Origin of the sequence: Ralstonia sp. 22086, from assembly GCF_052045975.1 — a bacterium.
Lineage (GTDB): Bacteria > Pseudomonadota > Gammaproteobacteria > Burkholderiales > Burkholderiaceae > Ralstonia > Ralstonia wenshanensis.
Genome location: NZ_JBQEPZ010000001.1, coordinates 1915387 through 1940404, shown reverse-complemented (window position 1 = coordinate 1940404; position 25018 = coordinate 1915387). Strand labels below are relative to the sequence as shown.

Sequence of the window (25018 nt, the reverse complement as noted above, 5' to 3'; positions counted from 1 at the left end):
CCTCGCTTCAGCGTTTTTGCGCTGAATCGGTGTCCAGCGGATTGCCGTCGGCGTCGGTCGGGCGCGGCGGCGGAGTGTTTTCTTCAGCTGCGGGCGTGGGAGCCGGCACATTGGCCTCGGCCGCAGCGCGTGCGGCGCGGTCCTTCTCTTCGCGTGCGTCGCGGGCAGCGTTCTTGCCCTTGGGCACCTGCGCGGGCGACAGATCCGTCGGTGGCGGGAAGCCCGATTCGTACTTCACGATCAGCAGGTGCCGGTTGCTGCGGATGCCGGCCACCGGTTCGCAGACGACCCGCGAGAACGCGGTGTCGGCCTTGCGCTCGATTTGCGAAATGCGGGCCACCGGCAGGCCCGCCGGATAGACGCCGTCCAACCCCGACGTGACCAGCAGGTCGCCCTGCTGCAGATCAGCCGAGGCGGCCATGAAACGGAGGTCCAGCGCGCCCGGGCGGGCACCGCCAAAGGCCACGCTGCGCAGGCCGTTGCGCACCACTTCCACGGGGATCGCCTGGTCCTTGTCGGTCAGCAGCGTGACTTGCGATTCGAACAGCGACACGCGCGTCACCTGGCCGACCACGCCGCGGTCATCGATGACCGGGTAGCCCGCGCGCACGCCGTCCTTGGAGCCGCGATCGATCACGATGCGCTGCGTATAAGGGTCACGTGCTTCGTAGAGGACTTCCGCCGCCACCGTGGGCACCGCCGCGTGTTGCTTCAGGTTGAGCAGCGTGCGCAAGTTGCGGTTTTCGGCTTCGAGCTGCGAGGCGCGCAGCGATTGCTGCGCCTGGGCAACGGCAGATTCGCGCAGGTTGCGGTTATCAACCGCCAGCTTGGTGGACGATTGCGTGTATTCGAGCGCGGCGCGTGCCGTATCGCGTGGAATCAGCACCAAGCGCTCGACCGGATACAGGATGACCGACACGACTTGCCGGACCACGCCCAGCACGGACATGCGGGCATCGATCACCAGCAACGCGAGCGCGAGCGCGAGCAAAGCAACCAGCCGCGCGGTGGCGGACGGGCCCTGCTTGAAGAGGGGCGGCGGGGAATAATCCATGACCCGGACGCTTCAAATGGGCACGGCAGACGCGTGACGGTCAACGTCAACGGCCTGCCGGCAACAGATTGGGTGTGGCGCTGGTGCGGTGCCCAAGCCCTTGGCGGGCGGAGCACGGCGCACCGGCGCGAGACGCATCTCAGCGGTCCGCGAAGGCGGCTGGCGTGACCACAACGGCAGTCACGAAATCGGTCGCAACAGCGGAACGCGGATCGGCGTGGTGCATGGTCCCGTTATTCGTACGAGAAGATGCTGCCGAGCTTGTCCATGCGTTCGAGCGCCATGCCGGAGCCGCGCACCACGCAGGTCAGCGGATCTTCGGCCACCAGCACCGGCAGGCCGGTTTCTTCGGCCAGCAGGCGGTCGAGGTCGCGCAGCAGCGCGCCACCACCGGTGAGCATCATGCCGCGCTCGGCAATGTCGGCACCGAGTTCCGGCGGGGTTTGTTCCAGCGCGATCTTCACCGACGAGACGATCTGGTTCAGCGGATCCGTCAGCGCTTCCAGGATTTCGTTGGACGACACCGTGAAGGCGCGCGGAATGCCTTCCGACAGGTTGCGGCCCTTCACTTCCATCTCGCGCACTTCCGAACCCGGGAAGGCCGAGCCGATTTCCTTCTTGATGGCTTCGGCGGTCTGTTCGCCGATCAGCATGCCGTAGTTGCGGCGGATGTAGTTGACGATAGCCTCGTCGAACTTGTCGCCGCCCACGCGCACGCTGCCCTTGTAGACCATGCCGCCCAGCGAGATGATGCCCACCTCGGTGGTGCCGCCGCCAATGTCCACCACCATCGAACCCGAAGGCTCCGACACCGGCAGGCCGGCGCCAATCGCGGCAGCCATCGGCTCTTCAATCAGGTACACCTGCGACGCGCCGGCGCCGAGCGCCGATTCGCGGATGGCGCGGCGCTCGACCTGGGTCGAACCGCACGGCACGCAGATGATGATGCGCGGGCTCGGGCGCAGCAGCTTGGTGTCGTGCACCATCTTGATGAACTGCTTGAGCATCTGCTCGGTGACGGTGAAGTCGGCGATCACGCCGTCTTTCATCGGGCGGATCGCCTCGATATTGCCCGGCACCTTGCCCAGCATCTGCTTGGCTTCCTTACCGACTGCCTGGATGGTCTTCTTGGCGTTCGGGCCGCCTTCCTGGCGAATGGCCACCACCGACGGCTCGTCAAGGACGATGCCCTTGTCGCGGACGTAGATCAGGGTGTTGGCGGTGCCGAGGTCGATCGCGAGATCGTTGGAGAAATAGCTGCGCAAAAAGCCGAACATCGAATGAATCCTGTTTTTCGAGTCATGGGCGGCCCAGCAGCAGGATTGCGGTGCAACGGCTGCACCAACGCGCGGACGCCGCAAGGGCATGCCATGCGGTCCGATCCTGCTACTGCGCTCCCGGGAATGTCGCGGGCTCCGTGGTGATCGGCGGTGGGGTGCCGTGGCACTGGCCATCCTGCCGAGGCTGGGCCGCCCGGAGAGGGGGCCCCCAAGGAACCTTTGATTAAGTGTCGCCTGATGCTGACGGCGCGACTGCCGGGAGGTTCCCGGGGTACTTAATCAGAGGGTCCGTGACTGCACGAAGTCGCCTGCTGACTTAGAAATTTAGTCGGCAATCATACCTTATAATTCGACGGTTTCGCGGGCGTTTGGCGCCAAAATTGCGGCAAATCGGCGCTGTCAAAGCCCAACCTGAGCGGACTTTGCGCGCAGTAGCCGTCGCTTGCCGTACGTTGCCCGCCCGCCGCTGCACTCACTGACCCACTCCGATGGCACTCGAACTCTCCGACGTCAAACGCATCGCCCATCTCGCCCGTATCGAAGTCTCCGAAGGCGAGGCGGCCCAGACCCTCACCCAGCTCAACCAGTTTTTCTCGCTGGTCGAGCAGATGCAGGCCGTGGACACCACCGGCATTGAGCCGATGGCCCACCCCATCGAGCAGGTCCAGGCGCAAGCCCAGCGTCTGCGCGACGACGCCGTCACCGAAGCCGACCGCCGCGCCGACTACCAGCAATGCGCGCCGGCCACCGAGGCCGGCCTGTACCTCGTGCCCAAGGTGATCGAGTAACCCGGGCAAACAGCGCCCTGCGCCCGTCTTGAGCCCTCTCCATTCGACGTCGCCGGCGCTTGCCGGCAGCCCATCCGAACGTATTCGATGACCGCATCCACGATCAAAGCCCTGTCCGCCCAACTCGCCGCCAAGGAGGTTTCGGCGGAAGAACTGGCGCGCCACTACCTGTCGCGCATCGAGGCCGGGGCGCACCTCAACGCCTTTACCCATGTCGACGCCGAGGCGACGCTTGCCCAGGCGCGGGCCGCCGATGCACGCATCGCGGCTGGCAACGCGGCGCCGCTGACCGGCGTGCCGATCGCGCACAAGGACGTCTTCGTCACCCGCGGCTGGCGTGCCACGGCGGGCTCCAAGATGCTCGGCAATTACACCAGCCCGTTTGACGCCACCGTGGTCGAGCGCCTGGGCGCGGCCGGCATGGTGACGCTGGGCAAGACCAACATGGACGAATTCGCGATGGGTTCGTCCAATGAGAACTCGGCCTTCGGCGCGGTCAAGAACCCCTGGAACGTCGAGCACGTGCCGGGCGGTTCGTCAGGCGGCTCGGCGGCGGCGGTGGCAGCCGATCTGGCGCCCGCTGCAACGGGGACGGACACGGGCGGTTCGATCCGCCAGCCGGCATCGTTCTCGGGCATTACGGGGATCAAGCCGACGTACGGCCGCGTGTCGCGCTACGGCATGATTGCTTTCGCCTCGTCGCTGGACCAGGGCGGCCCGATGGCCCGCACAGCCGAAGATTGCGCGCTGCTGCTGTCTGCCATGGCCGGCTTTGACCCGCGCGATTCCACCAGTCTGGAACCCGGCCGCGGTGGCGACGTGGAAGATTTCAGCCGCCTGCTCGGCCAGCCGCTGCAAGGCGCCGATGCGGCGCGCCCGCTGGCCGGCCTGCGTATCGGTCTGCCCAAGGAGTATTTCGGCGAAGGGCTGGCCGATGACGTGCGCACCACGGTACGCGCCGCGCTGGCTGAGCTGGAAAAGCTCGGCGCCACGCTGGTCGACATCAGCCTGCCCAAGACCGAGCTGTCGATTCCGACGTACTACGTGATCGCCCCGGCCGAGGCATCGTCCAACCTGTCGCGCTTTGACGGTGTGCGTTATGGCCACCGCGCGGCGGAATACCGCGATCTGGCCGACATGTACCGCAAGTCCCGCGCCGAAGGCTTCGGCTGGGAGGTCAAGCGCCGCATCCTGGTGGGCACGTATGTGCTGTCCCACGGGTATTACGACGCGTATTACCTGCAGGCGCAGAAGATCCGCCGCATCATCGCGCAGGATTTTCAGAACGCATTCGCGCAGTGCGACGTGATCATGGGCCCCGTCGCTCCGACCGTTGCCTGGAAGATCGGCGAGAAGAGCGATGATCCGGTGCAGATGTACCTGGAAGACATCTTCACGCTGTCGACCAGCCTGGCAGGCCTGCCGGGCATGAGCGTGCCGGCGGGCTTTGGCGCCAACGGTCTGCCGGTTGGCTTGCAGATCATCGGCAACTATTTTGAAGAGGCACGCATGCTTCAGATCGCGCATGCATTCCAGCAGGCGACCGACTGGCACAACCGCCAGCCGGCGGCCTGAGGCCCGTACAGACGTATCGCTCCACGCGGGAGGCACGCATGAACCACCGCATCCGCACTGCACTCGGGCTGGCGCTTGCCGCCGGCCTGCTGGCGGCGTGCGTGCCGATTCCGCTGCCGTCGATTCCGGGCATCAGCCGGCCGTCGAAGCCGCCGCCGATCTCCGACCGCCGCATCGACATCAACGGCTACTGCAGCCAGACCGAAGAAGACGGTTTCCGCGAGCAGGCGACGCTCACCGTGGCCGACAACAACGTCAACGCCATGCAATGGCAGTTGTGGGTCGGCCGGCGCGGTTCGTGCCAGTTCGACCTGTCGACGTTCCAGCAGACCAAGCGCCGCCCCAGCATCGAGCTGCGCGAGCGCTACGGTAATTGCACGCTGATGGTCTGGCAGGACCCGCGCCGCGTCACGTTGGCACACGCCAATTGCGAAGCGCATTGCACGCCCGGCATCTATGACGAAGCCTGGCCGGTGATGTTCGACCCGAAAACGGGCCAATGCGCCCGGAATGCCCGGTGATGCGCGTATCGCTTCGTTTGCTGGTGGCGTTGGCCGGCGCGCTGGCGCTGCACGCCGTCGCGCAACCGACGCCGGACGCCGAAGGCGCCCTGCCGGATATGCCGGCTGCACGCGCGCCGTCGTCGGCGGAGCTGGGCGTGCAGACGGTGGAGATTCCGCGTGCGTCTGTGAAAGACGCCGAGGATGCGCCGCAAACGCTGACCGGCTATTGGGTCGCGTCGCCAGTCAAGGCGCCTGCGACGGGCACGCCGGTGGTGATCGCGCTGCACGGCTGCAGCGGCCTCTACACGCAGGCGGGGGCGGACGCCAAGGCGCTGGGCTCGCGGTATCGCGGTTATGCGCAGTGGCTGGGCGCGCGCGGTTACGCTGTGGTGTTTCCGGACAGTTTCGGCCCGCGCGGCAAGCCGCACGGCATCTGCACCGAACGCACCGCCACGCGCGATATCAACGGTGCGGTGCGCCGCGCCGACGTGCTGGCGACGATGCGCTGGGTGGCGGCGCAGCCGGGCGTGGATGCGAACCGCATCGTGCTGCTCGGCTGGTCCAACGGCGCGCAGGCTGTGCTGGAGGCGGTGGATGCCAGCCGCGCCTGGCCCGTCGATACGCCTGCCGTCAATCGCGCGGTGGCGTTCTATCCGGGCTGTGCGTCGGCACAGAAGCGGCCCGACTATCGGCTGAACGCGCCGTTGCTGCTGCTGGCCGGCGGCAACGATGACTGGACCCCGGCCGATCACTGCCAGGCGCTCCAGACCGCCGTACTGGCGCGCCAGCCGCAGGCGCGTTTCGAGCTGGACATGTTTGGCGGCGCGTATCACGGCTTTGACGGCACGGCTGCAGTCAAGGAGCGCAATGGCATCCCGAAGGGGCGTCGCTACGGAACGGTCACCGTCGGCGGCGACCCAGCAGCGCGCGAAGCGGCCTTTGCCAAACTCGCGGCGTGGCTCGATGCGCCGCACCCCTGATCGCAGCGACGCAAGAACACCTGAACACCTGAGCACCTAGACATTCACACCACAACAATCGACAGGACACACGCAACATGCAATGGGAAGTGGTGATCGGCCTCGAGACGCACACGCAGCTCTCGACGGTCTCGAAGATTTTCTCCGGCGCGTCCACCGCCTTTGGCGCGGCGCCCAACACGCAAGCGGCGCCGGTTGACCTGGCGCTGCCGGGCGTGCTCCCGGTGCTGAACAAGGGCGCCGTTGAGCGCGCCATCGTGTTCGGCCTGGCCATCGGTGCCAAGATTGCGCCCAAGAGCATCTTCGCGCGGAAGAATTACTTCTACCCCGATCTGCCCAAGGGCTACCAGATCAGCCAATACGAGATCCCGGTGGTGCAGGGCGGCACGCTGACCATCCAGGTGGAAGGCAAGAACGGCCAGCCCGGGTATGAGAAGACCGTGCAGCTCACGCGTGCGCACCTGGAAGAAGATGCGGGCAAATCGCTGCACGAGGACTTTGCCGGCATGACGGGCATCGACCTGAACCGCGCCGGCACACCGCTGCTGGAAATCGTGACCGAGCCCGATATGCGCAGCGCGGCCGAAGCCGTGGCCTATGCCAAGGCCCTGCATGCGCTGGTGATGTGGCTGGGCATCTGCGACGGCAACATGCAGGAAGGCAGCTTCCGCTGCGACGCCAACGTGTCGGTGCGCCCCGGGCCGGATGCGCCGTTCGGCACGCGCTGCGAAATCAAGAACCTCAACTCGTTCCGCTTCCTGGAAGAGGCGATCAACTACGAAGTGCGCCGCCAGATCGAGCTGATCGAAGACGGCGGCACCGTAGTGCAGGAAACCCGCCTGTACGATCCGGACCGCAAGGAAACGCGCTCGATGCGCAGCAAGGAAGACGCGCAGGATTACCGCTACTTCCCCGACCCCGACCTGCTGCCGCTCGTCATCGGCGAGGACTGGATCGAGCGCGTGCGCGCCACGCTGCCCGAACTGCCGGCTGCCATGGCCGCGCGCTTCGAGTCGGCTTACGGCCTGCCGAAGTACGACGCGAGCATCCTGACCGCCACCAAGGCGACGGCCGCGTACTTCGAAGCTGTCGTGGCGGATGCCGGCGCTGCGAACGCCAAGGCTGCGGCCAACTGGATCATGGGCGAGGTCGCTTCGAACCTGAACCGCGCCGACCTGGACATCGATGCCGCACCGGTCAAGCCTGCGCAACTGGCCAAGCTGCTCGCCCGCATTGCCGACGGCACGATCAGCAACAACACCGCGAAGAAGGACGTCTTCCCCGCCATGTGGGCCGGCGAACACGGTGGCGATGCCGACGCGATCATCGCCGAGAAGGGCCTGAAGCAGATGTCCGATTCGGGCGAGCTGGAGAAGATCATCGACGACGTGCTGGCGGCCAACGCCAAGTCGGTCGAGGAATTCCGCGCCGGCAAGGAGAAGGCATTCAACGCGCTGGTGGGTCAGGCCATGAAGGCCACGCGCGGCAAGGCCAACCCCGCACAAGTCAACGAACTGCTGAAGAAGAAACTCGGCGCAGCCTGATGAGCACCTCCACGATGAACGCACAAGACGTCGCCAACTACCTGCAGGCGCATCCGGCCTTCTTTGAAGAGCACGCCGAGCTGCTGGCCGCCATCCAGCTCACCAGCCCGCACAGCCACCGCGCCGTGTCGCTGCAGGAGCGCCAGATGGAAATCCTGCGCGACAAGAACAAGCACCTCGAACTCAAGCTGTCGGACCTGATGCGCCACGGCAACGAGAACGACCGCACGCAGCAACGCGTGCACGCGTGGACGACGCGCCTGCTGGGCGAGGCCGACACGCATGCGCTGCCGTATGCCGTGCAGGATGGCCTGCGTGAAATCTTCGACGTGCCGGCCGTGGCGCTGCGCGTGTGGCAGGTCGGCGAAGAATTTGCGCACCTGGAAGTCGCGCAGGGTGTGAGCGAGGAAGTGCGCCTGTTTGCTGCGGGCCTGCGTGCGCCGTATTGCGGCGCCAATGCGGGTTTTGAAGCCGCCGGCTGGTTGGATACGTCGGATACCGGCGGCGCACCGATCGAATCGCTCGCGATCGTCACGCTGCGCGTGCCGGTGCGTGGCGATGCCGATGCCAGCGCGGCGCCGGCATTCGGCCTGCTGGTGCTCGGCTCGCCCGACGCCCGCCGCTTCCATGACGGCATGGGCACGACCTACCTCGCGCAGATCGGCGAACTGGCCGCTGCCACGCTCAACCGCCTGCGCGACTGAGCGCAGCCCACCGTATGCCGCACTCTGCATCCGCCGATGACCATGGTGCACAGCCGCCACATCCGCAGATTGCGGCCTACCTTGACGCGCTGAAGTTCGAGCGGCAGCTCTCGCCGCATACGCTCGAGAGCTACAGTCGCGAGCTGGCCGTGCTGCAGCGCCTGGGCGCGCAGCACGCTGCCAACGTCGATCTCACGCAACTGCAGTCGCACCATATCCGCCGCATGATGGCGCAACTGCATGGCGACGGTTTGTCGGGCCGCAGCATTGCGCGGGCGCTGTCGGCGTGGCGCGGCTGGTTCAAATGGATGGCGCTGCGCGATGCCGCCGTCACCACCAATCCTGTCGACGGTGTGCGCGCGCCGAAGAGCCCGAAGCGGTTGCCGAAAGCGTTGTCCGTCGAGCAAGCTGTCGCGCTGATGGAGCAACTGCCCGGCGACGATGCCGAAACCGTCCGCGACCGTGCCGTCAACGAGCTGTTCTATTCGTGCGGACTGCGGCTCTCTGAGCTGGTCAGCCTGGATATGCGGCACGTGAAGGCCGGCGCGTATGAATCTTTGAGCTGGCTTGACCTGGAAGCGCGCGAAGTGCAGGTGCTCGGCAAGGGCAGCAAGCGGCGCACGGTGCCGGTCGGCACCAAGGCGGCCGAGGCGCTGGCCGCATGGCTGGCGGTGCGCGAGCAACTGGCCAAGCCGGACGCGGCACCCGAAGACGCGCACGCGCTGTTTCTCTCCCCACGTGGCAAGCGGCTGGCGCAGCGGCAGATTCAATTGCGCATGAAGCGCAACGCCATTGCCGCAGGTGTGCCGGCGGATGTGCATCCGCACGTGCTGCGGCATTCGTTTGCCACGCACATGCTGCAGTCGTCGGGCGATTTGCGCGCGGTGCAGGAACTGCTCGGCCACGCCAGCATCGCCAGCACGCAGGTTTATACTTCGCTCGATTTTCAGCACCTGGCCAAGATCTACGATCAGGCGCATCCCCGCGCAAAAAAGAAGTAGCGCATTGCCCGAGCCTTCGGGCGCCCCATCCCCAGTCGTATGCAAACCCTGATTCTGAAGCCCGGCAAGGAGCGCTCGCTGCTGCGCCGGCACCCTTGGATTTTCGCCAACGCCATCGATCGCGTGGAGGGCAAGCCGGCCTCCGGTGCGACCGTCATCGTGCGCGCGCATAACGGCCAGTTTCTGGCGCGCGCCGCGTTCAGCCCCGTCTCGCAGATTCGCGCGCGGGCGTGGAGCTTTGATGAAGCCGAGCCCGTCGACCACGCGTTCTTCAAGCGCCGCATTGCCGCCGCCGTGGCGTACCGCCGCGCGTGGGTGCACGACACCGACGCCGTGCGCCTCGTCATGGGCGAAGCCGACGGCCTGCCCGGCCTGATCGTCGACCAGTACGGCACCGGGGACGCGGGCCAGCTCGTCTGCCAGTTCAGCGCCGCGGGCGTGGAGCATTGGAAGCAAGCGATCGTCGCCGCGCTCATCAAAGAGACGGGTTGCCCGAACGTCTACGAACGGTCGGACGTGAGCGTGCGCGAGCGCGAAGGCCTGGAGCAGATGACCGGTGTGCTGGCCGGCGCCGAGCCTGCTGCAGACCTGTCTGCTACCGAGCACGGCGTGCGCTATTACGTCGACGTGCGTGAAGGCCACAAGACGGGCTTCTACATCGATCAGCGCGACAACCGCGCGCTGGTCGGCGCCTTGGCGCGCGATCGCGATGTGCTGAACTGCTTCTGCTATACCGGCGGGTTTTCGCTGGCGGCGCTCAAGGGCGGGGCGCGCTCGGTGGTGTCGATCGATTCGTCGGGCGAGGCGCTGGCGGTGGCTGAGCGCAACGTCACGCTCAATGGCTTCGATCCGGCGCGCGCCGAGTGGTTGGATGCGGACGTCTTCAAGTCGCTGCGCAACTTCCGCGCAGAAGGCCGCCAGTTTGACCTGATCGTGCTGGATCCGCCCAAGTTTGCGGCGTCGGCGCAGCAGGTCGATCGCGCGGCGCGGGCATACAAGGAGATCAACCTGGTCGGCATGCAGTTGCTGCGCCCGGGCGGCCTGCTGTTCACGTATTCGTGCTCGGGCGCGATCGACGCCGACTTGTTCCAGAAGATCGTCGCGGGTGCGGCGGCCGATGCCAAGGTGACGGCGCGCATCCAACGCAGGCTGGCCGGCGGCTTGGATCACCCGCTGCTGACGAGCTTTCCGGAAGGCGAATACCTCAAGGGCCTACTGCTGCAAGTCGGCTAGCAATTTGTCGCAATTTTTGGCTTGTCCAGGCAAGCCTGCATTGCGAAGATGCGGTCCTTCGTTTTCCGCATCACGTCGATGGCATCCAATGCAGCCCATCACGCGACGGGCTGGGCGGCCGGTCTGATTGCCGCCACCCTCGTCGCACAGGCTTCCCATACGTCTCTCGAACATCTCGGCAGCCTCCTGGCGTTTTGCGCGGCAGTTGCGGGCAGCACCGCGCCAGACTGGATGGAGGTGGCCTGGTGGACCCGTGCGCGCCGCCTCTGGATCACGCACCGCACCGCCACCCATTGGGGCATTGGCTGGATCGCGGTGCTTGTGCTGTCGTATCACGCGTTGGGCCATGCGCACCTGTGGGCTCCGCTGCTGTTCGGCTTCGCCTGTGGCGGGCTGATGCATCTGCTGGCGGATTGGCCCAATCCGTTGGGCGTGCCCTGGATTTGGGGGCGCCATTCCCTGAACTGGTGGAAGAGCGGCCGCTGCGACCTGATCGTGGTGACGCTGGCGTGGGTCGCCGCATGCTGGCTGGTGCGGCCGCTGTGGGCGGCGACGGCCACGCGGGTGGTGGGTTGGTTCGCCCGCCTGGCGCGATGAGCCTGCCGGCTCGGCATTGTCTGATGGAAGCCGGGCCCGCGAACGACTAAGTTGGAACCGCCGGACGCCACGCGTCCGAATCCAACTTCGTTTGCGCAACGCTTGCGCAAACGCCCTCACCGGAGTCGTCGATGACACTGGATGTGACGCGCCAAGACCCTCGCTACAACACGCTCAAACATGGCTTCAACCTGCGCTGGCCGGCGACGGATGCGCAGGCCGCCAGCCGCATCGCGCTCATAGAAAAGCCCGACGATGTGGCGCCCGCCGTGCAGCGCATCATCAACGCAGGCCAGCGCCCGACCGTGCGCAGCGGCGGGCATTGCTACGAGGATTTCGTCTCCAACAACCCCGACGGCACGATTGTCGACCTGAGCCTGCTCGCCACGCCCGAGGTGCGCGCCGACGGCTCGGTGCGCATTCCGGCCGGCACGCAAAACTGGAACGGCTACCTGGAGCTGTACAAGCGCCACAACGTGACGCTGCCCGGCGGCTCGTGCTATTCGGTTGGCGCCGGCGGGCACATCTGCGGCGGCGGGTATGGGCTGCTTTCGCGGCTGCAAGGGCTGACGGTGGATTGGCTGTCGGCCGTGGACATCGTCACCGTCGACAAAACCGGCAAGGCGGCTGCACGCACGGTGGATGCGGCGCATGATCCGGATCTGTTTCGTGCATGTCGCGGCGCGGGCGGTGGCAACTTCGGCGTCATCACGGGTTACACCTTCGCCAAGCTGCCCGAGGCGCCGCAAGAAGTGGCGCTCGCCACCGTGGCCTTCGACTGGGCGACCATGACGCCGCAGCGCTTTGCCGAACTGCTGCGCATCTACGGCGAATACTGGGAGACGCGCGGCAAGGACCCGGACACGTGGGGCATGTTCTCTCTGCTCAAGCTCACGCACAAATCGTCGGGGCAGATCGTGCTGCTCACGCAGTTCTGCAACCCGGATGGCACGTGCCGCGATCTCTCTGTCCTCAACGATTTTCTGAACCGCTTCCAGGCTTGCGCGCCGACGCCGGTCAAGGGGCGCCCGCCCGGCTACGGCCCCGCCCACAGGCAGGGCGTGGGGCAACTGCTCTGCTCCAAGCCGCACACCATCGTGCAATACGACTGGCTGACCGCCACGCAGTATCTGAACGGCTCGGGGGCCAATCAGCGCGGGAAGTACAAATCCGCCTACATGAAGCGCGGCTTCACGGCGCGCGAGGCGCAGCGCATCTACGCCCACCTCACGCGGACGATGCCGGGCGTCGATCTGAGCCAGTCGCTGCTGCAGGTCGATTCGTACGGCGGCGCCGTCAACAAGGCCGAGCGCATTGGCGATACCGCCGCGCCGCAGCGGGCGTCGATCATGAAGCTGCAGTACCAGACGTATTGGGGCGCCGCTGCCGACGATGCCGGCCACCTGCGCTGGATCAGCGATTTTTACCGCGATGTCTACGGTGCGCCCGATGTGCCCGCACCGCACAGCGGCACGCCGTACCCCGGCGACCGGTACGAGGGCTGCTACATCAACTACCCCGACGTCGACATGCTCGCCTACCCGTTCTGGCCGCAGCTCTACTACGGCAGCGGCGACCTGTACGCGTTTCTGCAGGATGTGAAGCACCGGTATGATCCCAACAACATCTTCCACCACGCCATGTCCGTGCGTGTTTGATGGAGCCATCCAATGACCAATCGTCTTCGTCGAACTTTCATGCAGTGGACCGGTAGCTTGCCTTTGCTGGGTGCTCTTCCCAAAACCGTCATGGCCCAGGCGGGAGAGCAATCCGCCGCGGCGGGCGCGCAGCCCGCAGGCAATGCACGCCCTCCCCGCTTTGCCTATGTCGGCACCTACACGTTCAATGCGCCGGGCGGCACTGCCGGTGGCCCGGCGGCACGCGGCATCTACGTGCTGGCGCCGCGCGGCGATGCGTGGACCCAGGTGCAGGTGGTCGAGAGTGCCAATCCGTCGTTCCTGGCCGTGCACCCGAATCAGCGGTTCCTGTACGCCATCAATGAACTGGAGGTCTACGAGGGCCGCCCGAACGGTAGCGCCGAGGCCTATGCGATTGACCCGCACGACGGAAAGCTGACGCTGCTCAACCGCCAGCCGCTGTCGCTGTCGGGCACGAACCCCGCGCATGTGGTCGTGTCGCCGGACGGCAAGCACTTGTGCGTGTCGATCTACAGCGGTGGCGCGTACAACCTCCTGCCGATCGGCGAGGACGGCAAGCTTGGCACTGTGTCCGGCATCTTCAAGGACACCGGTTCCGGCCCCCGCCCCGAACAGGAAGCGCCGCACGCGCACATGATGCTGTTCGACGCCACCGGCGGCCACGTGATCGGCACCGACCTGGGCACCGATCGCATCAACGTGTTCGCCATTGAGGGCGGCAAGCTTGCCCCGCGTGACCGCGCGCAACTCAAGCCAGGCAGCGGCCCGCGCCACCTGGCGCTGCATCCGCAAGGCAAGCTGCTCTACGTCATCAATGAACTCGAAGGCTCGGTCGCCTGCCACGGTTACGACCCCGCCACCGGCCACGTGCAGGAAGAGCGCCAGCGCATCTCCACCACCCCGGCCGACTACACCGGCCAGAAGAGCGGCGCTGAATTGCTGATGCATCCGTCAGGGCGCTTCCTCTACGCCAGCAACCGGAAGCTGAAGTCCGACCACCCGCTGGCCGACAGCGTGGCCGCGTTCAGCATTGACGCCTCGGGCAAGCTCGCGCCGCTTCAGTACTGGAGCGAAGGTGTGCACTTCCCGCGCGCGATGACGATGGCGCCCGACGGCAACTACGTCTACGTGCTCAACCAGAAGGGCGATACGATCCTGCGGCTGCGCATCGACGGACAAACCGGCAAGCTGGACCAGCCCACGGTCGTGGCGAAGGTGCCGACGCCCGTGTGTCTGATGTTTGCGGCGTAAGCGGCACCAAAGCGCGAGAGAAAACCCTGGGCGGCGCAAGGCCGCCCAATTGCAACTCAATTGCAGCAACCCGCGCCCCGTGGGACAATCCCGCGCATGAACACCCCGGCCCCGCGCGACGATCTCGCCACTTCGCAATCCCATTCGCCTGAAGAGGCTGCCCGCGCGCGCCTGCGCGGCCTGGGCAGCCGTGTGACCGAGCCCCGCGTGCGCGTGCTGGCCGTGCTGATGCAGGGCGCCGATCCGCTTTCGCACCAGGCCGTGTGCGACGCGCTGCCGGACGATTCCGGCATCGACCGCGTGACGGTCTACCGCGTGCTCGACTGGCTCGTGGCCGGCGGCATCGTCCACAAGACGGCTGGGGCCGATCGGGTTTTTCGCTTCAGCCTGGCCGAGCATGACGCCGCGCGCGAAGCAGCGCACCGCTCGCACAGCCATTTCCACTGCACGCAATGCGGGCGCGACTTCTGCCTGGAAAGCGCCGAGCCGCCGGCCATGCCGAAGGCCGCCTTGCCCGCCGGCTTTGCAGCCGACCATGCCGAACTCACCATCAAGGGCGCCTGCGCGGATTGCGCGCATCTGGCAGCCCAACACACGACAGGAAACGCACCATGTCCAAAATGATCCCGGTCACCATCCTGACGGGCTTTCTCGGCAGTGGTAAGACCACGCTGCTCAAGCGCATCCTGACCGAACAGCACGGTATGAAGATCGCCGTGATCGAAAACGAGTTCGGCGAAGAGAACATCGACAACGACATCCTCGTGCAGGACGGTAACGAGCAGATCGTGCAGATGAGCAACGGCTGCATCTGCTGCACGATCCGCGGCGATCTGGTGCAGGGGTTGTCCGACCTGCTCACGCGCCGCGACAACGGCCAGATCCAGTTCGACCGCGTGGTCATCGAGACTACCGGTGTCGCCAACCCCGGCCCGGTCGCGCAGACGTTCTTCATGGACGACGAGATCGCGAGCCGCTACCTGCTGGATGCCGTCATCACGCTGGTCGACGCCAAGCACGGCAACATGCAGCTCGACAAGCAGGAAGAAGCGCAGCGCCAGGTCGGCTTTGCCGACGCCATCTTCATCACCAAGAGCGATCTGGTGTCCGCCGACGATGTGGACGCACTGCGCCACCGCCTGCTGCATATGAACCCGCGCGCCCCGATCCGCACCGCCAATTTTGGTGAGACGCCGATCGACACGATTTTCGACCTGCGCGGCTTCAATCTGAACGCCAAGCTGGAGATCGATCCCGACTTCCTGCGCGAAGACGATCATGATCACAACCACGATCACGATCATGACCACGCCTGCTCGGCCGATTGTGATCACGACCATGATCATGAGCACCACCACGGTCACGGCCATCACCATCATCACGGGCATGCGCACCATACCGACCGCATTGCCTCGTTCGTCTTCCGCAGCGAACGGCCGTTCAATTACACCAAGCTGGAGGAATTCCTCTCGGGCGTGCTGAATATCTACGGCGAGAAGCTGCTGCGGTACAAGGGCGTGCTGTATATGGAAGGCGTCGACCGCAAGGTCGTGTTTCAGGGTGTCCACCAGCTCATGGGCAGCGACGTGGGGGGTAAATGGGACGGCGAGACCCCTTCCAACCGGATGGTGTTTATCGGCGTAGACCTGCCGCGCGAAACGATTCTGAAAGGATTGGAGAACTGCCTGGCCTGATCCGGGCGCTTTTTCCCTCCTTTTGGGTGGCCCCGCCGCGCGCTTTCAGGCAGAATCCGGGCCGGATTTCCTGTCCGTGTTTCTCCGATAGTTCAGTTAATATCGTTCAGCTACAATAGGTCGATTTAGAAGCACGTCGTCCGAAGCACGTCCGATAGGAGAGCAGGCGATGGTGACTAAGACCAAGGAAGGGCGCGGCGCCAACGGTGGAGCCGGGCCGTCCGTAACGGAGTCGGCAGCAGCCCAGGCTGCGCCAGCCACCCGTAGAAAAGCGGCAGGGGGCGCCGCTGCGGGAGAGGCAAAAGGAGGCGCGCGGGGCGGCAAGTCCGCCGCCAGCCAGAACAAGTCCGGCGCATCCCCGCGCAAGGACGACGCGACAGCCGAGACGGCTCGCGATTTACCAGGATCATCTGCAGCAACCATGAGCAGCAAGAAACTACTCACCGAAGCCGAAATCCTGAAGATGAGCGACAAGGATTACATGAACGAGGCGCAGCTCGCCTTCTTCAAGGACCGGCTTGTAAAAATGCGCGATGAAATTCTCGCGAACGCCAACCAGACCACCGAGCACCTGCGCGAGACTGTGATCGTGCCGGACCCGGCTGACCGTGCCACCATCGAGGAAGAGCACGCGCTGGAGCTGCGTACGCGCGATCGTGAGCGCAAACTGCTCAAGAAGGTCGAACAGTCGATCGCCCGCATCGATGCCAACGACTACGGCTACTGCGACGAAACCGGCGAGCCGATCGGCATTCCGCGCTTGCTTGCTCGCCCGACGGCCACGCTGACGCTCGAGGCGCAGGAGCGCCGCGAAAAGCGCCAGAAGTTGATGGGTGACTGACGTACGCGTCGCATTTGGTTGACGCGTTCGTTTGAATCTCGCAGCCCGGTAACTCACCGGGCTGTTTGCTTTGTTGGGCCACAAACTGAGGCCACTGATCATGTCCCGTCCGCTTCCCGTTACCGTGCTGTCCGGCTTCCTGGGCGCCGGTAAGACCACGCTGCTCAATCACGTGCTCGCCAACCGCGAGGGCAAGCGCGTGGCCGTGATCGTCAACGACCTGTCGGACGTCAACATCGACGCGCAGCTCGTGGGCGATGGCACGGCCACCAGTGCGCAGCTCTCGCGCACCGACGAGCGCATGGTGGAGCTGTCCAACGGCTGCATCTGCTGCACGCTGCGCGAAGATCTGCTCGACGAGATCGCGCGCCTGGCCCGTGAAGACCGCTTCGACTACCTGCTGATCGAGTCGACGGGCGTGGCCGAGCCGCTGCCGATTGCCGAGACGTTCACGTTTGAAGACGAGCAAGGCGACGTGCTGTCCGATCTGGCGCGTCTCGACACGATGGTCACCGTGGTCGATGCCCAGCACTTCCTGGCTGATTACGATGCAGCCGATTTCCTGTCGGATCGTGGCCAGGCGCGGGATGAAGACGACGACCGCACCGTCGTCGACTTGCTGATCGAACAGGTCGAGTTCTGCGACGTGATCGTGCTCAACAAGATCGATCTCGTGAGCGATGCCGAGCGCGAGCGCCTGGCCGGCATCCTGCACTCGCTGAACCCGCGCGCGCGCATCGTGCCGGCATCGTTCGGCAAGGTACCGCTGGACGAAATCCTCGACACCCATCGTTTCGATTTCGATGCCGCATCCGCCGCGCCGGCTTGGCTGGCGGAGCTGCGTGGCGAACACGTTCCTGAGACTGAAGCGCTCGGCATCCGCAGCTTCGTCTATCGTCGCCGCGTGCCGTTCCACCCGCAGCGTCTGTGGGACCTCATGCATACCGAGTGGCTGCGCGAACACGGCCGCGTGTTGCGTTCGAAGGGTTATTTCTGGCTGGCTTCGCGTATGGACACGGCGGGCAGTTGGGGCCAGGCCGGCGGCGTGATGCGTCACGGCGGTGCCGGCGCATGGTGGGCTGCGGTGGATGAAGCCGAGTGGCCGGACGAGGAAGAAGCCCGCGCGGACATTTCCGACAAGATGCACGACAACGGGGCGCCCGCGCGCTGGGGCGACCGTCGCCAGGAACTGGTCTTCATTGGCACGGACCTGGATGAAGCGGCGCTGATTGCGCAACTCGACGCTTGCCTGCTGACCGACGCTGAGATGGCTGCCGGCCCCGAAGCCTGGGCCACGCTGGCCGATCCCTTCCCCGCCTGGGCCTACGACGACCACGACGATACCGACTGGGACGACGACCACGATCACCAACACGGTGACGACTGCGACTGCGGGCACCATCACTGAGCACGCAGACCCCCTGCTTCATCGACGTTGACACCGGCGTCATCCGGTCCCGACAATCCCCGAACGTTTTGTTTTCGTCATAAACCATCGGGGAGTCGTCATGCCGGTCCTGCGTCTGCTGCGCGCCGCGAACCTGGTCGCCGCGCTGTGTTTTGCCACGACGCTCTCGGCGCTCACGCCGATTGCGGCGCATGCCCAGCCGGCATCCACGCTGGTGATTGGGTTGTCGGGCGACATCACTTCGCTCGATCCGCACTTCCATAACGTCACGCCCAACTCGAACGTGGCCGAGCATATGTTCGAGGCGCTGATCGCCAAGGACGAGAAGATGCGTCTCAAGCCGGGCCTCGCCACGTCGTGGAAAGCCCTGAGCGACACGGTATGGGAAGTCAAGCTGCGCCCTGGCGTGCATTTTCATGACGGCAGCGAATTCACCTCGGCCGACGTCGTCTATTCGCTGGCACGCCCGGCCACCATCAAGAACAGCCCGTCGCCGTTCACGATCTACACGCGTGGCTTCAAGGAGGTGACGGCCGTCGACAAGCTGACCGTGCGCATCACCACGAACGGCCCGTACCCGCTGGTGCCGAACGACTTGTCGACCATCTACATGGTGTCGAAGAAGGCTGTCGAAAAAGCTGGCGCGGACGATTTCAACAATGGCCGCGCCATGATCGGAACCGGGCCGTACAAGTTCGTCTCCTTCAACCGCGGCGATCGCGTGGAACTCACGCGCTTTGATGGCTACTGGGGCAAGAAGCCGCAATGGCAGCACGTGACGCTGCGCATCCTGACGGCCGACGCGCCGCGCGTCGCGGCGCTGCTGGCGGGCGACGTGCAGATCATCGAAAACGTGCCGAGCTCGGACATCAAGAAGCTGTCGACCAACCCGGCGGTGACTGTGTTCAAGATGCCGGTGTTCCGCATGATGTATCTGCACATGGATTCCAACCGCGATGTGTCGCCGTTCGTGACCGACAAGGCCGGCAAGCCGCTGCCGAAGAACCCGCTCAAGGATGCACGCGTGCGCGAGGCGATTTCGCTGGCGATCTCGCGCCAAGCCATCGTCGACCGCGTGATGGAAGGCGCTGCCGAGCCGACCGGCCAACTCGTCAACAGCGCGCTGTTCGGCCACGTACCGGGCCTGAAGGCACCGGTGGCGGACCCGGCTGCCGCAAAGAAACTGCTCGCCCAGGCCGGCTACCCCGATGGCTTTGCCATCACGCTGCATGCCACCAACAACCGCTATCCGAACGATGACCGCGTCGCACAGGTGATCGCTTCGATGCTTTCGCGGGTGGGCATTGCCACCAAGGTCGAGACGCTGCCGTCAGCGTCGTTCTTCACACGCGCAAACAAGCTGGACTTCTCGTTTCTGCAAGCCGGCTGGGGTGCTGATACCGGCGAAGCCAGTTCGAGCCTGAAGGCGCTGCTGGCGACCTATGATCCGGCGCGCGGTTGGGGCGCCTCCAATCGCGGGCGCTATTCGAACCCGGCGCTCGACGCCAAGCTGGCAGAAGCCCTGCAGACCCTGGACGACAGCAAGCGCGAGAGGCTGCTGCAGGAAGCCACGGAAATCGGCATGCGCGATTTCGGCGTGATTCCGCTGTACTTCAATATCAACGTGTGGGCGGCGCGTAAGGGCTACACGATGGTGCCGCGTCTGGATGAGCGCACTTACGCATTCGATGTGACGCACTGAAATAGTCGGGAGCCAAGCAAGAAGCGATTTTCGGCGCACAAAATATGTGCGCTGTGACGGAAATCAGGCTTGAAATCCTCGGGGCTGGCGTCAAGTATGAAGTTCTTTGGCCGGCCCGCTGGGGGCCGCGCCAAGCCGGACCCCCTAGGAACAAGCGCATGGAACAGTATCACGGCACCACCATCGTCAGCGTGCGTCGCGGCAACCAAGTCGCGCTCGGCGGCGATGGCCAGGTCACGCTGGGCAATATCGTGATGAAAGGCTCGGCCCGCAAAGTGCGCGCCATCTACGATGGCAAGGTGCTGGTCGGCTTTGCCGGCGCCACTGCCGACGCTTTCTCCCTGCTCGACCGTTTTGAAGCCAAGCTGCAAAAGCACCAAGGCAACCTGCTGCGCTCCGCCGTCGACCTGGCCAAGGACTGGCGCACCGATCGCGCCTTGCGCCACCTCGAAGCGATGCTGATCGTCGCAGACCGCGAAGCCACCCTCGTCATCACCGGCAACGGCGACGTGCTGGACCCGGAAGGCGGCATTGCTGCCATTGGCTCCGGTGGCTCGTATGCCCAATCGGCAGCCAAGGCGCTGATGGAGAACACCGATCTTGCTCCGCGCGATGTGGTGGAAAAATCGCTGCGGATCGCCGGCGAGCTCTGCATCTATACCAACACCAATTTCGTGATCGAGACGCTCGAATAAGCGAGCGCCTTCATCGACAGGATTCCCATGTCTGAAACCATGACGCCGTCGGAAATCGTTTCCGAACTCGACAAGCACATCATCGGCCAGCACAAGGCCAAAAAGGCCGTTGCCGTGGCGCTGCGCAACCGCTGGCGCCGCCAGCAGGTGGGCGAGCCGCTGCGCCAGGAAATCACGCCCAAGAACATCCTGATGATCGGGCCGACCGGCGTAGGCAAGACCGAGATTGCCCGCCGCCTGGCCAAGCTGGCCGACGCACCGTTCATCAAGATCGAGGCGACCAAGTTCACCGAGGTGGGCTACGTCGGCCGCGACGTCGACACCATCGTGCGCGATCTGGCCGAGATGGCCGTCAAGCAGACGCGCGAATCCGAGATGAAGAAGGTGCGCGCCAAGGCCGAAGATGCGGCCGAGGATCGCATCCTCGACGTGCTGATCCCGCCGCCGCGCGACATCGGCTTTGCGCAGCCGGAAGAAAAGGACTCGACCGCGCGCCAGACCTTCCGCAAGAAGCTGCGCGAAGGCCAGCTCGACGACAAGGAAATCGAACTGGAAGTGTCGGCCGGTGTGCCCAGCATGGACATCATGGGCCCGCCGGGCATGGAAGACATGACCGAGCAGATCCGCTCGATGTTCGCGGGCTTGGGGCAGGGCAAGAAGAACCGTCGCAAGATGAAGGTCAAGGAAGCCTTCAAGCTGCTGATCGACGAAGAGGCCGCGAAGCTCGTGAACGAGGATGAGCTGAAGCAGAAAGCGGTGGCCAATGTCGAGCAGAACGGCATCGTCTTCCTGGACGAGATCGACAAGATCGCCAGCCGCAGCGAATACGGCGGCGGCGAGGTGTCGCGCCAGGGCGTGCAGCGCGACTTGCTGCCGCTGGTGGAAGGTACGACCGTCAACACCAAGTACGGGATGATCAAGACCGATCACATCCTGTTCATCGCGTCGGGCGCGTTCCATCTGTCCAAGCCGAGCGACCTGATTCCCGAGCTGCAGGGCCGTTTCCCGATTCGCGTGGAGCTGGATTCGCTGTCGGTGGAGGATTTCCGCGCGATTCTCACGCAGACCGACGCGAGCCTCACCAAGCAATATCAGGCGTTGTTGAAGACGGAAGGCGTCGACCTCGTGTTTGCCGAAGACGGTATTCGCCGCCTGGCCGAGATCGCATGTTCGGTCAACGAGAAGGTCGAGAACATTGGCGCACGCCGTTTGTACACGGTGATGGAGCGACTGCTTGAAGACCTGTCGTTCCACGCGCACAAGTCGGCAGGTGAGACGGTGACCATCGACGCCGCGTACGTCGACGAGCGTTTGAGTGAGCTGTCGGGCAACGAAGATCTGTCGCGCTACGTGCTGTAAGCGTGTAAGCAACGCATTCAATATGCCCCGCGGGCCGCATCGGAGACGATGCGGCCCGTTTTGTTTGGGCGCCCGCCAAGCCAGGTGGGGCAAGGGTTTGCTCAGGATCGTGCGTGGTCAGGTCCGTTATCTGCTGAAGAAGGTGGTGCCGCACAGACAATGCGCGCCGCGCACCTGGCGTGCGCGATTCCAACCACGACAAGGAGAGAAGCGTATGAAACCGATCCAACGCCTGGCCCTGTGTTGCGTGCTTGCCTGCGCCCCGATGGGCATCGCCCACGCCCAGCTCACGCCCGCACCCACCGGCCCCGCCGGGGCCTCGGCACCGAACGATGCCAAGCGCGCCGCTTACGACAGTGCCGTCAAACAAGCGGATGCCAATTACAAAGCTGCCAAGGACAAGTGCGATGCGATGAAGGGTAATGACCGCGACGTCTGCCGTGCGCAGGCCAAGGGCGATTACAACGTCGCCAAGGCCAACGCCATGGTCGAACGCGATGGCACTGAAGCCGCCCGCAACCGCGCCGCCAAGGAAAAGGCCGAGGCCGACTACGACGTCGCCAAGACCAAGTGCGATGCCATGAAGGGCAACGAGAAGGACACCTGCGTGAAGGACGCCAAGGCCGCCTACACGCGCGCCAAGGCCGGCGACGAAGTGAGCCACGCCAAGGCGACGGGCACAGCCAAGGACGTCAGCGAAGCGCGCCGCGATGCCGTCAAGGACACCAACGACGCCAACTACAAGGCCGCGAAGGAACGCTGCGACGCCATGTCCGGCGACGCCAAGACAAAGTGCCAGAACGACGTGGCCGCCAAGTTCAAGAAGTAAGCCGTACGAAAGTCTCTACACGGGCGGCCTGCGGGTCGCCCCTGCTTTGTCTCAATCTCTCAACTCGCGACGGAGGACGTATGAACTGGGATCAGATCGAAGGTAAATGGGATCAGGCCAAAGGCAAGGTCAAGGAGAAGTGGGGCCAGCTCACCGACGATGACCTGACCGTGATCCGCGGCAAGCGCGACCAGCTTGCCGGCAAGATCCAGGAACGCTACGGCTATACGAAGGAGCGCGCCGAAGACGAACTCAAGGCGTGGGAGCGCGATACCCGCTGGTGATGCAGCGGTGATGTAGCGTCACGCGGCCGGCGCTTACTTGGCGACCGGCCGCTTGCCCAGCTTGCGTTGTAGCGTGCGCCGATGCATGTTGAGCGCCCGCGCGGTGGCGGAGATGTTGCCGCCGTGCTCGGCCAGCACGCGCTGGATGTGCTCCCACTCCAGTCGCGCGACCGACAGCGGCGCGGGGTTCTCCATCGTCTGTTCTGCCACGGCTTCAGACACGCCCACTTGCAGCGCCAGCAGAATCGAATCGACATTGGCTGGCTTGGCCAGGTATTCATCAGCGCCCAACTTGACCGCTTGCACGGCGGTGGCAATGCTTGCGTAGCCCGTGAGGATCAGCATGCGCGCGTCGGGCAGCGCCTGACGCAGTGGGGCAATCCAGTGCAGACCGGAATCTGTGCCGCCATGGGGCATCAGGCCCTTGTCGCTCGCGGCCAGGTGCAGATCGACAGTGACATACGAAAAGCGTGTCTGGCGCGCCAGGGCCAACGCTTCGCCGCCGGTGTGCGCGATCTGCGGAGCAAAGCCGCGACGCGTGAGCGCGCGCGCCAGCGTCTGCGCAAAGACGTCGTCGTCATCGAGGATCAGAAAGGGGGCGGGCTGCTGCATGGTGTTCTCCGGGGCCGTACGTGCACGGGGCTGCGTCAGGCCGTCTCGTTATGTGAAGAGGGTGGGCGCGCCAATGATGGGGGCGGCCGCGTGTTCCATCGGACCGCCAACCGGCAGTCGGAGTTCGGCAATGGCGCCTTGGGGCGGGTTCGGGCGTAGCACCACGGTACCACCCAGGCGGCGCGCCGTGGTGGAGGCCAGATACAGCCCGATGCCGTGACCGCCATGCCGGCTTGGCACCGGCGTGCGGCCGAGCGACGTCCGCAGGTCTTCCGGCAAGCCCAACCCCGTATCGACGATGGACAGCACGATCTGCGGCGGCATATCGCGGAGCACATCCGGATTGGCGTCGATCTTGGCGGTCAGCAGCAGCGGCACCAGGTCGCGGCCGGCGTGGTGCTGGCTGCGGGCGGCGTTGTCCAGCAGGATGGTGAGGATCTGGCCGACGTTCACCGCATCCAATTCCACCGCTTGCGCCGCAGGCGAGGTCTCGGTGTGGAGGCGGATGTCCGGATGCCGCAGTTGCCACGTCTGCGTGAAATCCGGTAGCCATTGGCCGAGTGGCTCGGGCGCGCCGTCGTTGGGTTTGCGCTGCAGGCGCGCCAGCGCGGCGCGGCACAGTTCGAGTTGCTGTTCGATGGCGCGCAGGTCTTCGCGGTACGGGGCGAGCGGGGAGTCGGGCTGTTTTGCGTCGTGCTGCAGCTCGCCGGCGATGACGGCCACGGTCGACAGCGGCGTGCCCATCTCGTGTGCCACGCTCGCGCCCTGCGACATCAGCGCTTCGATGCGTTGCTCGCGCAGCAGTCGCTCGCGTGCTTCGGTCAGCTGCGCTTCGCTCTCGCGCAGCGCGGCGGACAGGCGCGCCGTAAAGCCCGCGATCATCGCGCTGCTGGCCACGAAATCGATCCACATGCCGGCCAGGTGATACGCCACTGCATCGGCCTGGTTTGCCAGCTTCAGCGGGATGTAGTTGCCGAGCATCATGCTGTAGGCGGCCAGCGCGTAGAGCGTCAGGCCCACCACGTGTGCGATCGGCAGCATGGCCGCCGCAATTGCCAGTGCCGGCAGGTAGAACGAGACGAACGGGTTGGTCGCGCCCCCTGTGAAATACAGCAGGGCGGATAGCGCGGTCAGGTCCACCAGCAGTTGAACCGTGATCTCGATATGCTGCACGGGCCGGTTGCGCCGCACCCGCCATCCGGTAAGCAGGTTGAACAGCGCATGCAGGCCCATCACGCTCAGCAGCGGCACCACTGGCAGTTGCACGCCAAAGACGAGCGGCGCGAGCAGCATCAGGACGAGCTGGGTGGCAAGCAGGCTCCATCGCAGCCAGAAGAGGCGGCGTAGACTGGATGCGTCCAGCAGTGGCGCGGCAAGAGACAGGGTGGAAAGCATGGTGGACAAGTGTAAACGTGCGCACCGCGCG

24 protein-coding genes are annotated in these 25018 nt (G+C 65.2%); 20 read left to right on the top strand and 4 right to left on the bottom strand.

The window, feature by feature from the left end:
• Window positions 1-7: 7 nt before the first annotated feature.
• Window positions 8-1054 carry a rod shape-determining protein MreC gene (mreC, locus tag ACTJK6_RS09095; protein WP_440838758.1) on the bottom strand — a complete coding sequence of 349 codons (1047 nt, stop codon included), beginning with the start codon at window positions 1052-1054 and terminating at the stop codon, window positions 8-10.
• A 233-nt stretch (window positions 1055-1287) separates the two neighbouring features.
• Complete coding sequence (locus tag ACTJK6_RS09090) at window positions 1288-2331, bottom strand: rod shape-determining protein (protein ID WP_004628293.1); 1044 nt, start codon at window positions 2329-2331, stop codon at window positions 1288-1290.
• Between the two features lie 491 nt (window positions 2332-2822).
• On the opposite strand from ACTJK6_RS09090, the gene gatC reads away from it, so the two are divergent.
• The 20 genes from gatC to ACTJK6_RS08990 all read left to right on the top strand — a co-directional run bounded on the left by gatC (window position 2823) and on the right by ACTJK6_RS08990 (window position 22980).
• Window positions 2823-3122 (top strand): Asp-tRNA(Asn)/Glu-tRNA(Gln) amidotransferase subunit GatC, encoded by a 300-nt coding sequence (gene gatC, locus ACTJK6_RS09085; protein WP_004628291.1) that lies wholly within the window; start codon window positions 2823-2825, stop codon window positions 3120-3122.
• An 87-nt stretch (window positions 3123-3209) separates the two neighbouring features.
• The gene (gene gatA, locus ACTJK6_RS09080) at window positions 3210-4697 is read left to right on the top strand and encodes an Asp-tRNA(Asn)/Glu-tRNA(Gln) amidotransferase subunit GatA (protein ID WP_440815323.1); all 1488 of its coding nucleotides are present in this window, start codon (window positions 3210-3212) and stop codon (window positions 4695-4697) included.
• A 38-nt stretch (window positions 4698-4735) separates the two neighbouring features.
• On the top strand, window positions 4736-5218 hold the full coding sequence (locus ACTJK6_RS09075) for a hypothetical protein (protein WP_232041568.1): 483 nt from the start codon (window positions 4736-4738) through the stop codon (window positions 5216-5218).
• A complete protein-coding gene (locus tag ACTJK6_RS09070; RefSeq protein WP_440838757.1) occupies window positions 5218-6180 on the top strand; it encodes a dienelactone hydrolase family protein in 963 nt (320 codons plus the stop codon). The genes ACTJK6_RS09075 and ACTJK6_RS09070 overlap by 1 nt, the downstream gene beginning before the upstream one ends.
• 77 nt (window positions 6181-6257) lie before the next feature.
• The gene (gene gatB, locus ACTJK6_RS09065; protein WP_322017060.1) at window positions 6258-7724 is read left to right on the top strand and encodes an Asp-tRNA(Asn)/Glu-tRNA(Gln) amidotransferase subunit GatB; all 1467 of its coding nucleotides are present in this window, start codon (window positions 6258-6260) and stop codon (window positions 7722-7724) included.
• A 14-nt stretch (window positions 7725-7738) separates the two neighbouring features.
• A complete protein-coding gene (locus ACTJK6_RS09060; protein ID WP_322017222.1) occupies window positions 7739-8428 on the top strand; it encodes a DUF484 family protein in 690 nt (229 codons plus the stop codon).
• Between the two features lie 14 nt (window positions 8429-8442).
• A complete protein-coding gene (xerC, locus tag ACTJK6_RS09055; protein WP_440838756.1) occupies window positions 8443-9429 on the top strand; it encodes a tyrosine recombinase XerC in 987 nt (328 codons plus the stop codon).
• A 39-nt stretch (window positions 9430-9468) separates the two neighbouring features.
• Window positions 9469-10662 carry a class I SAM-dependent rRNA methyltransferase gene (locus ACTJK6_RS09050; RefSeq protein ID WP_316657966.1) on the top strand — a complete coding sequence of 398 codons (1194 nt, stop codon included), beginning with the start codon at window positions 9469-9471 and terminating at the stop codon, window positions 10660-10662.
• A gap of 78 nt (window positions 10663-10740) precedes the next feature.
• A complete protein-coding gene (locus ACTJK6_RS09045; protein WP_440838803.1) occupies window positions 10741-11259 on the top strand; it encodes a metal-dependent hydrolase in 519 nt (172 codons plus the stop codon).
• Between the two features lie 131 nt (window positions 11260-11390).
• A complete protein-coding gene (locus tag ACTJK6_RS09040) occupies window positions 11391-12917 on the top strand; it encodes an FAD-dependent oxidoreductase (protein WP_440838755.1) in 1527 nt (508 codons plus the stop codon).
• Window positions 12918-12929: 12 nt separating this feature from the next.
• Window positions 12930-14168: a lactonase family protein gene (locus tag ACTJK6_RS09035; RefSeq protein ID WP_440838754.1), complete on the top strand. Its 1239-nt coding sequence runs from the start codon at window positions 12930-12932 to the stop codon at window positions 14166-14168.
• A 96-nt stretch (window positions 14169-14264) separates the two neighbouring features.
• Entirely contained in the window at window positions 14265-14792 is a 528-nt protein-coding gene (locus ACTJK6_RS09030; protein ID WP_440838753.1) for a Fur family transcriptional regulator, read from the top strand.
• A complete protein-coding gene (locus tag ACTJK6_RS09025) occupies window positions 14780-15862 on the top strand; it encodes a CobW family GTP-binding protein (protein ID WP_260803729.1) in 1083 nt (360 codons plus the stop codon). The genes ACTJK6_RS09030 and ACTJK6_RS09025 overlap by 13 nt, the downstream gene beginning before the upstream one ends.
• Before the next feature lie 421 nt (window positions 15863-16283).
• On the top strand, window positions 16284-16703 hold the full coding sequence (gene dksA / locus ACTJK6_RS09020; RefSeq protein ID WP_024977044.1) for an RNA polymerase-binding protein DksA: 420 nt from the start codon (window positions 16284-16286) through the stop codon (window positions 16701-16703).
• 100 nt (window positions 16704-16803) lie between these two features.
• Window positions 16804-18111: a zinc metallochaperone GTPase ZigA gene (zigA, locus tag ACTJK6_RS09015; protein ID WP_232041577.1), complete on the top strand. Its 1308-nt coding sequence runs from the start codon at window positions 16804-16806 to the stop codon at window positions 18109-18111.
• Between the two features lie 100 nt (window positions 18112-18211).
• The gene (locus ACTJK6_RS09010; RefSeq protein WP_260803731.1) at window positions 18212-19813 is read left to right on the top strand and encodes an ABC transporter substrate-binding protein; all 1602 of its coding nucleotides are present in this window, start codon (window positions 18212-18214) and stop codon (window positions 19811-19813) included.
• 158 nt (window positions 19814-19971) lie between these two features.
• Window positions 19972-20508, top strand: a complete 537-nt coding sequence (gene hslV, locus ACTJK6_RS09005; RefSeq protein ID WP_004628261.1) for an ATP-dependent protease subunit HslV — start codon at window positions 19972-19974, stop codon at window positions 20506-20508.
• Window positions 20509-20535: 27 nt separating this feature from the next.
• Window positions 20536-21867: an ATP-dependent protease ATPase subunit HslU gene (hslU, locus tag ACTJK6_RS09000; RefSeq protein WP_260803732.1), complete on the top strand. Its 1332-nt coding sequence runs from the start codon at window positions 20536-20538 to the stop codon at window positions 21865-21867.
• Window positions 21868-22081: 214 nt separating this feature from the next.
• On the top strand, window positions 22082-22696 hold the full coding sequence (locus ACTJK6_RS08995; RefSeq protein WP_232041580.1) for a hypothetical protein: 615 nt from the start codon (window positions 22082-22084) through the stop codon (window positions 22694-22696).
• Window positions 22697-22776: 80 nt separating this feature from the next.
• Window positions 22777-22980 carry a CsbD family protein gene (locus ACTJK6_RS08990; protein WP_024977038.1) on the top strand — a complete coding sequence of 68 codons (204 nt, stop codon included), beginning with the start codon at window positions 22777-22779 and terminating at the stop codon, window positions 22978-22980.
• Between the two features lie 33 nt (window positions 22981-23013).
• Here ACTJK6_RS08990 and ACTJK6_RS08985 read toward each other — a convergent pair whose 3' ends face one another.
• Both ACTJK6_RS08985 and ACTJK6_RS08980 read right to left on the bottom strand, forming a co-directional pair.
• The gene (locus tag ACTJK6_RS08985) at window positions 23014-23592 is read right to left on the bottom strand and encodes a response regulator transcription factor (protein ID WP_024977037.1); all 579 of its coding nucleotides are present in this window, start codon (window positions 23590-23592) and stop codon (window positions 23014-23016) included.
• A gap of 48 nt (window positions 23593-23640) precedes the next feature.
• Window positions 23641-24987 carry an ATP-binding protein gene (locus tag ACTJK6_RS08980; protein ID WP_232041581.1) on the bottom strand — a complete coding sequence of 449 codons (1347 nt, stop codon included), beginning with the start codon at window positions 24985-24987 and terminating at the stop codon, window positions 23641-23643.
• Between the last annotated feature and the right edge of the window lie 31 nt (window positions 24988-25018).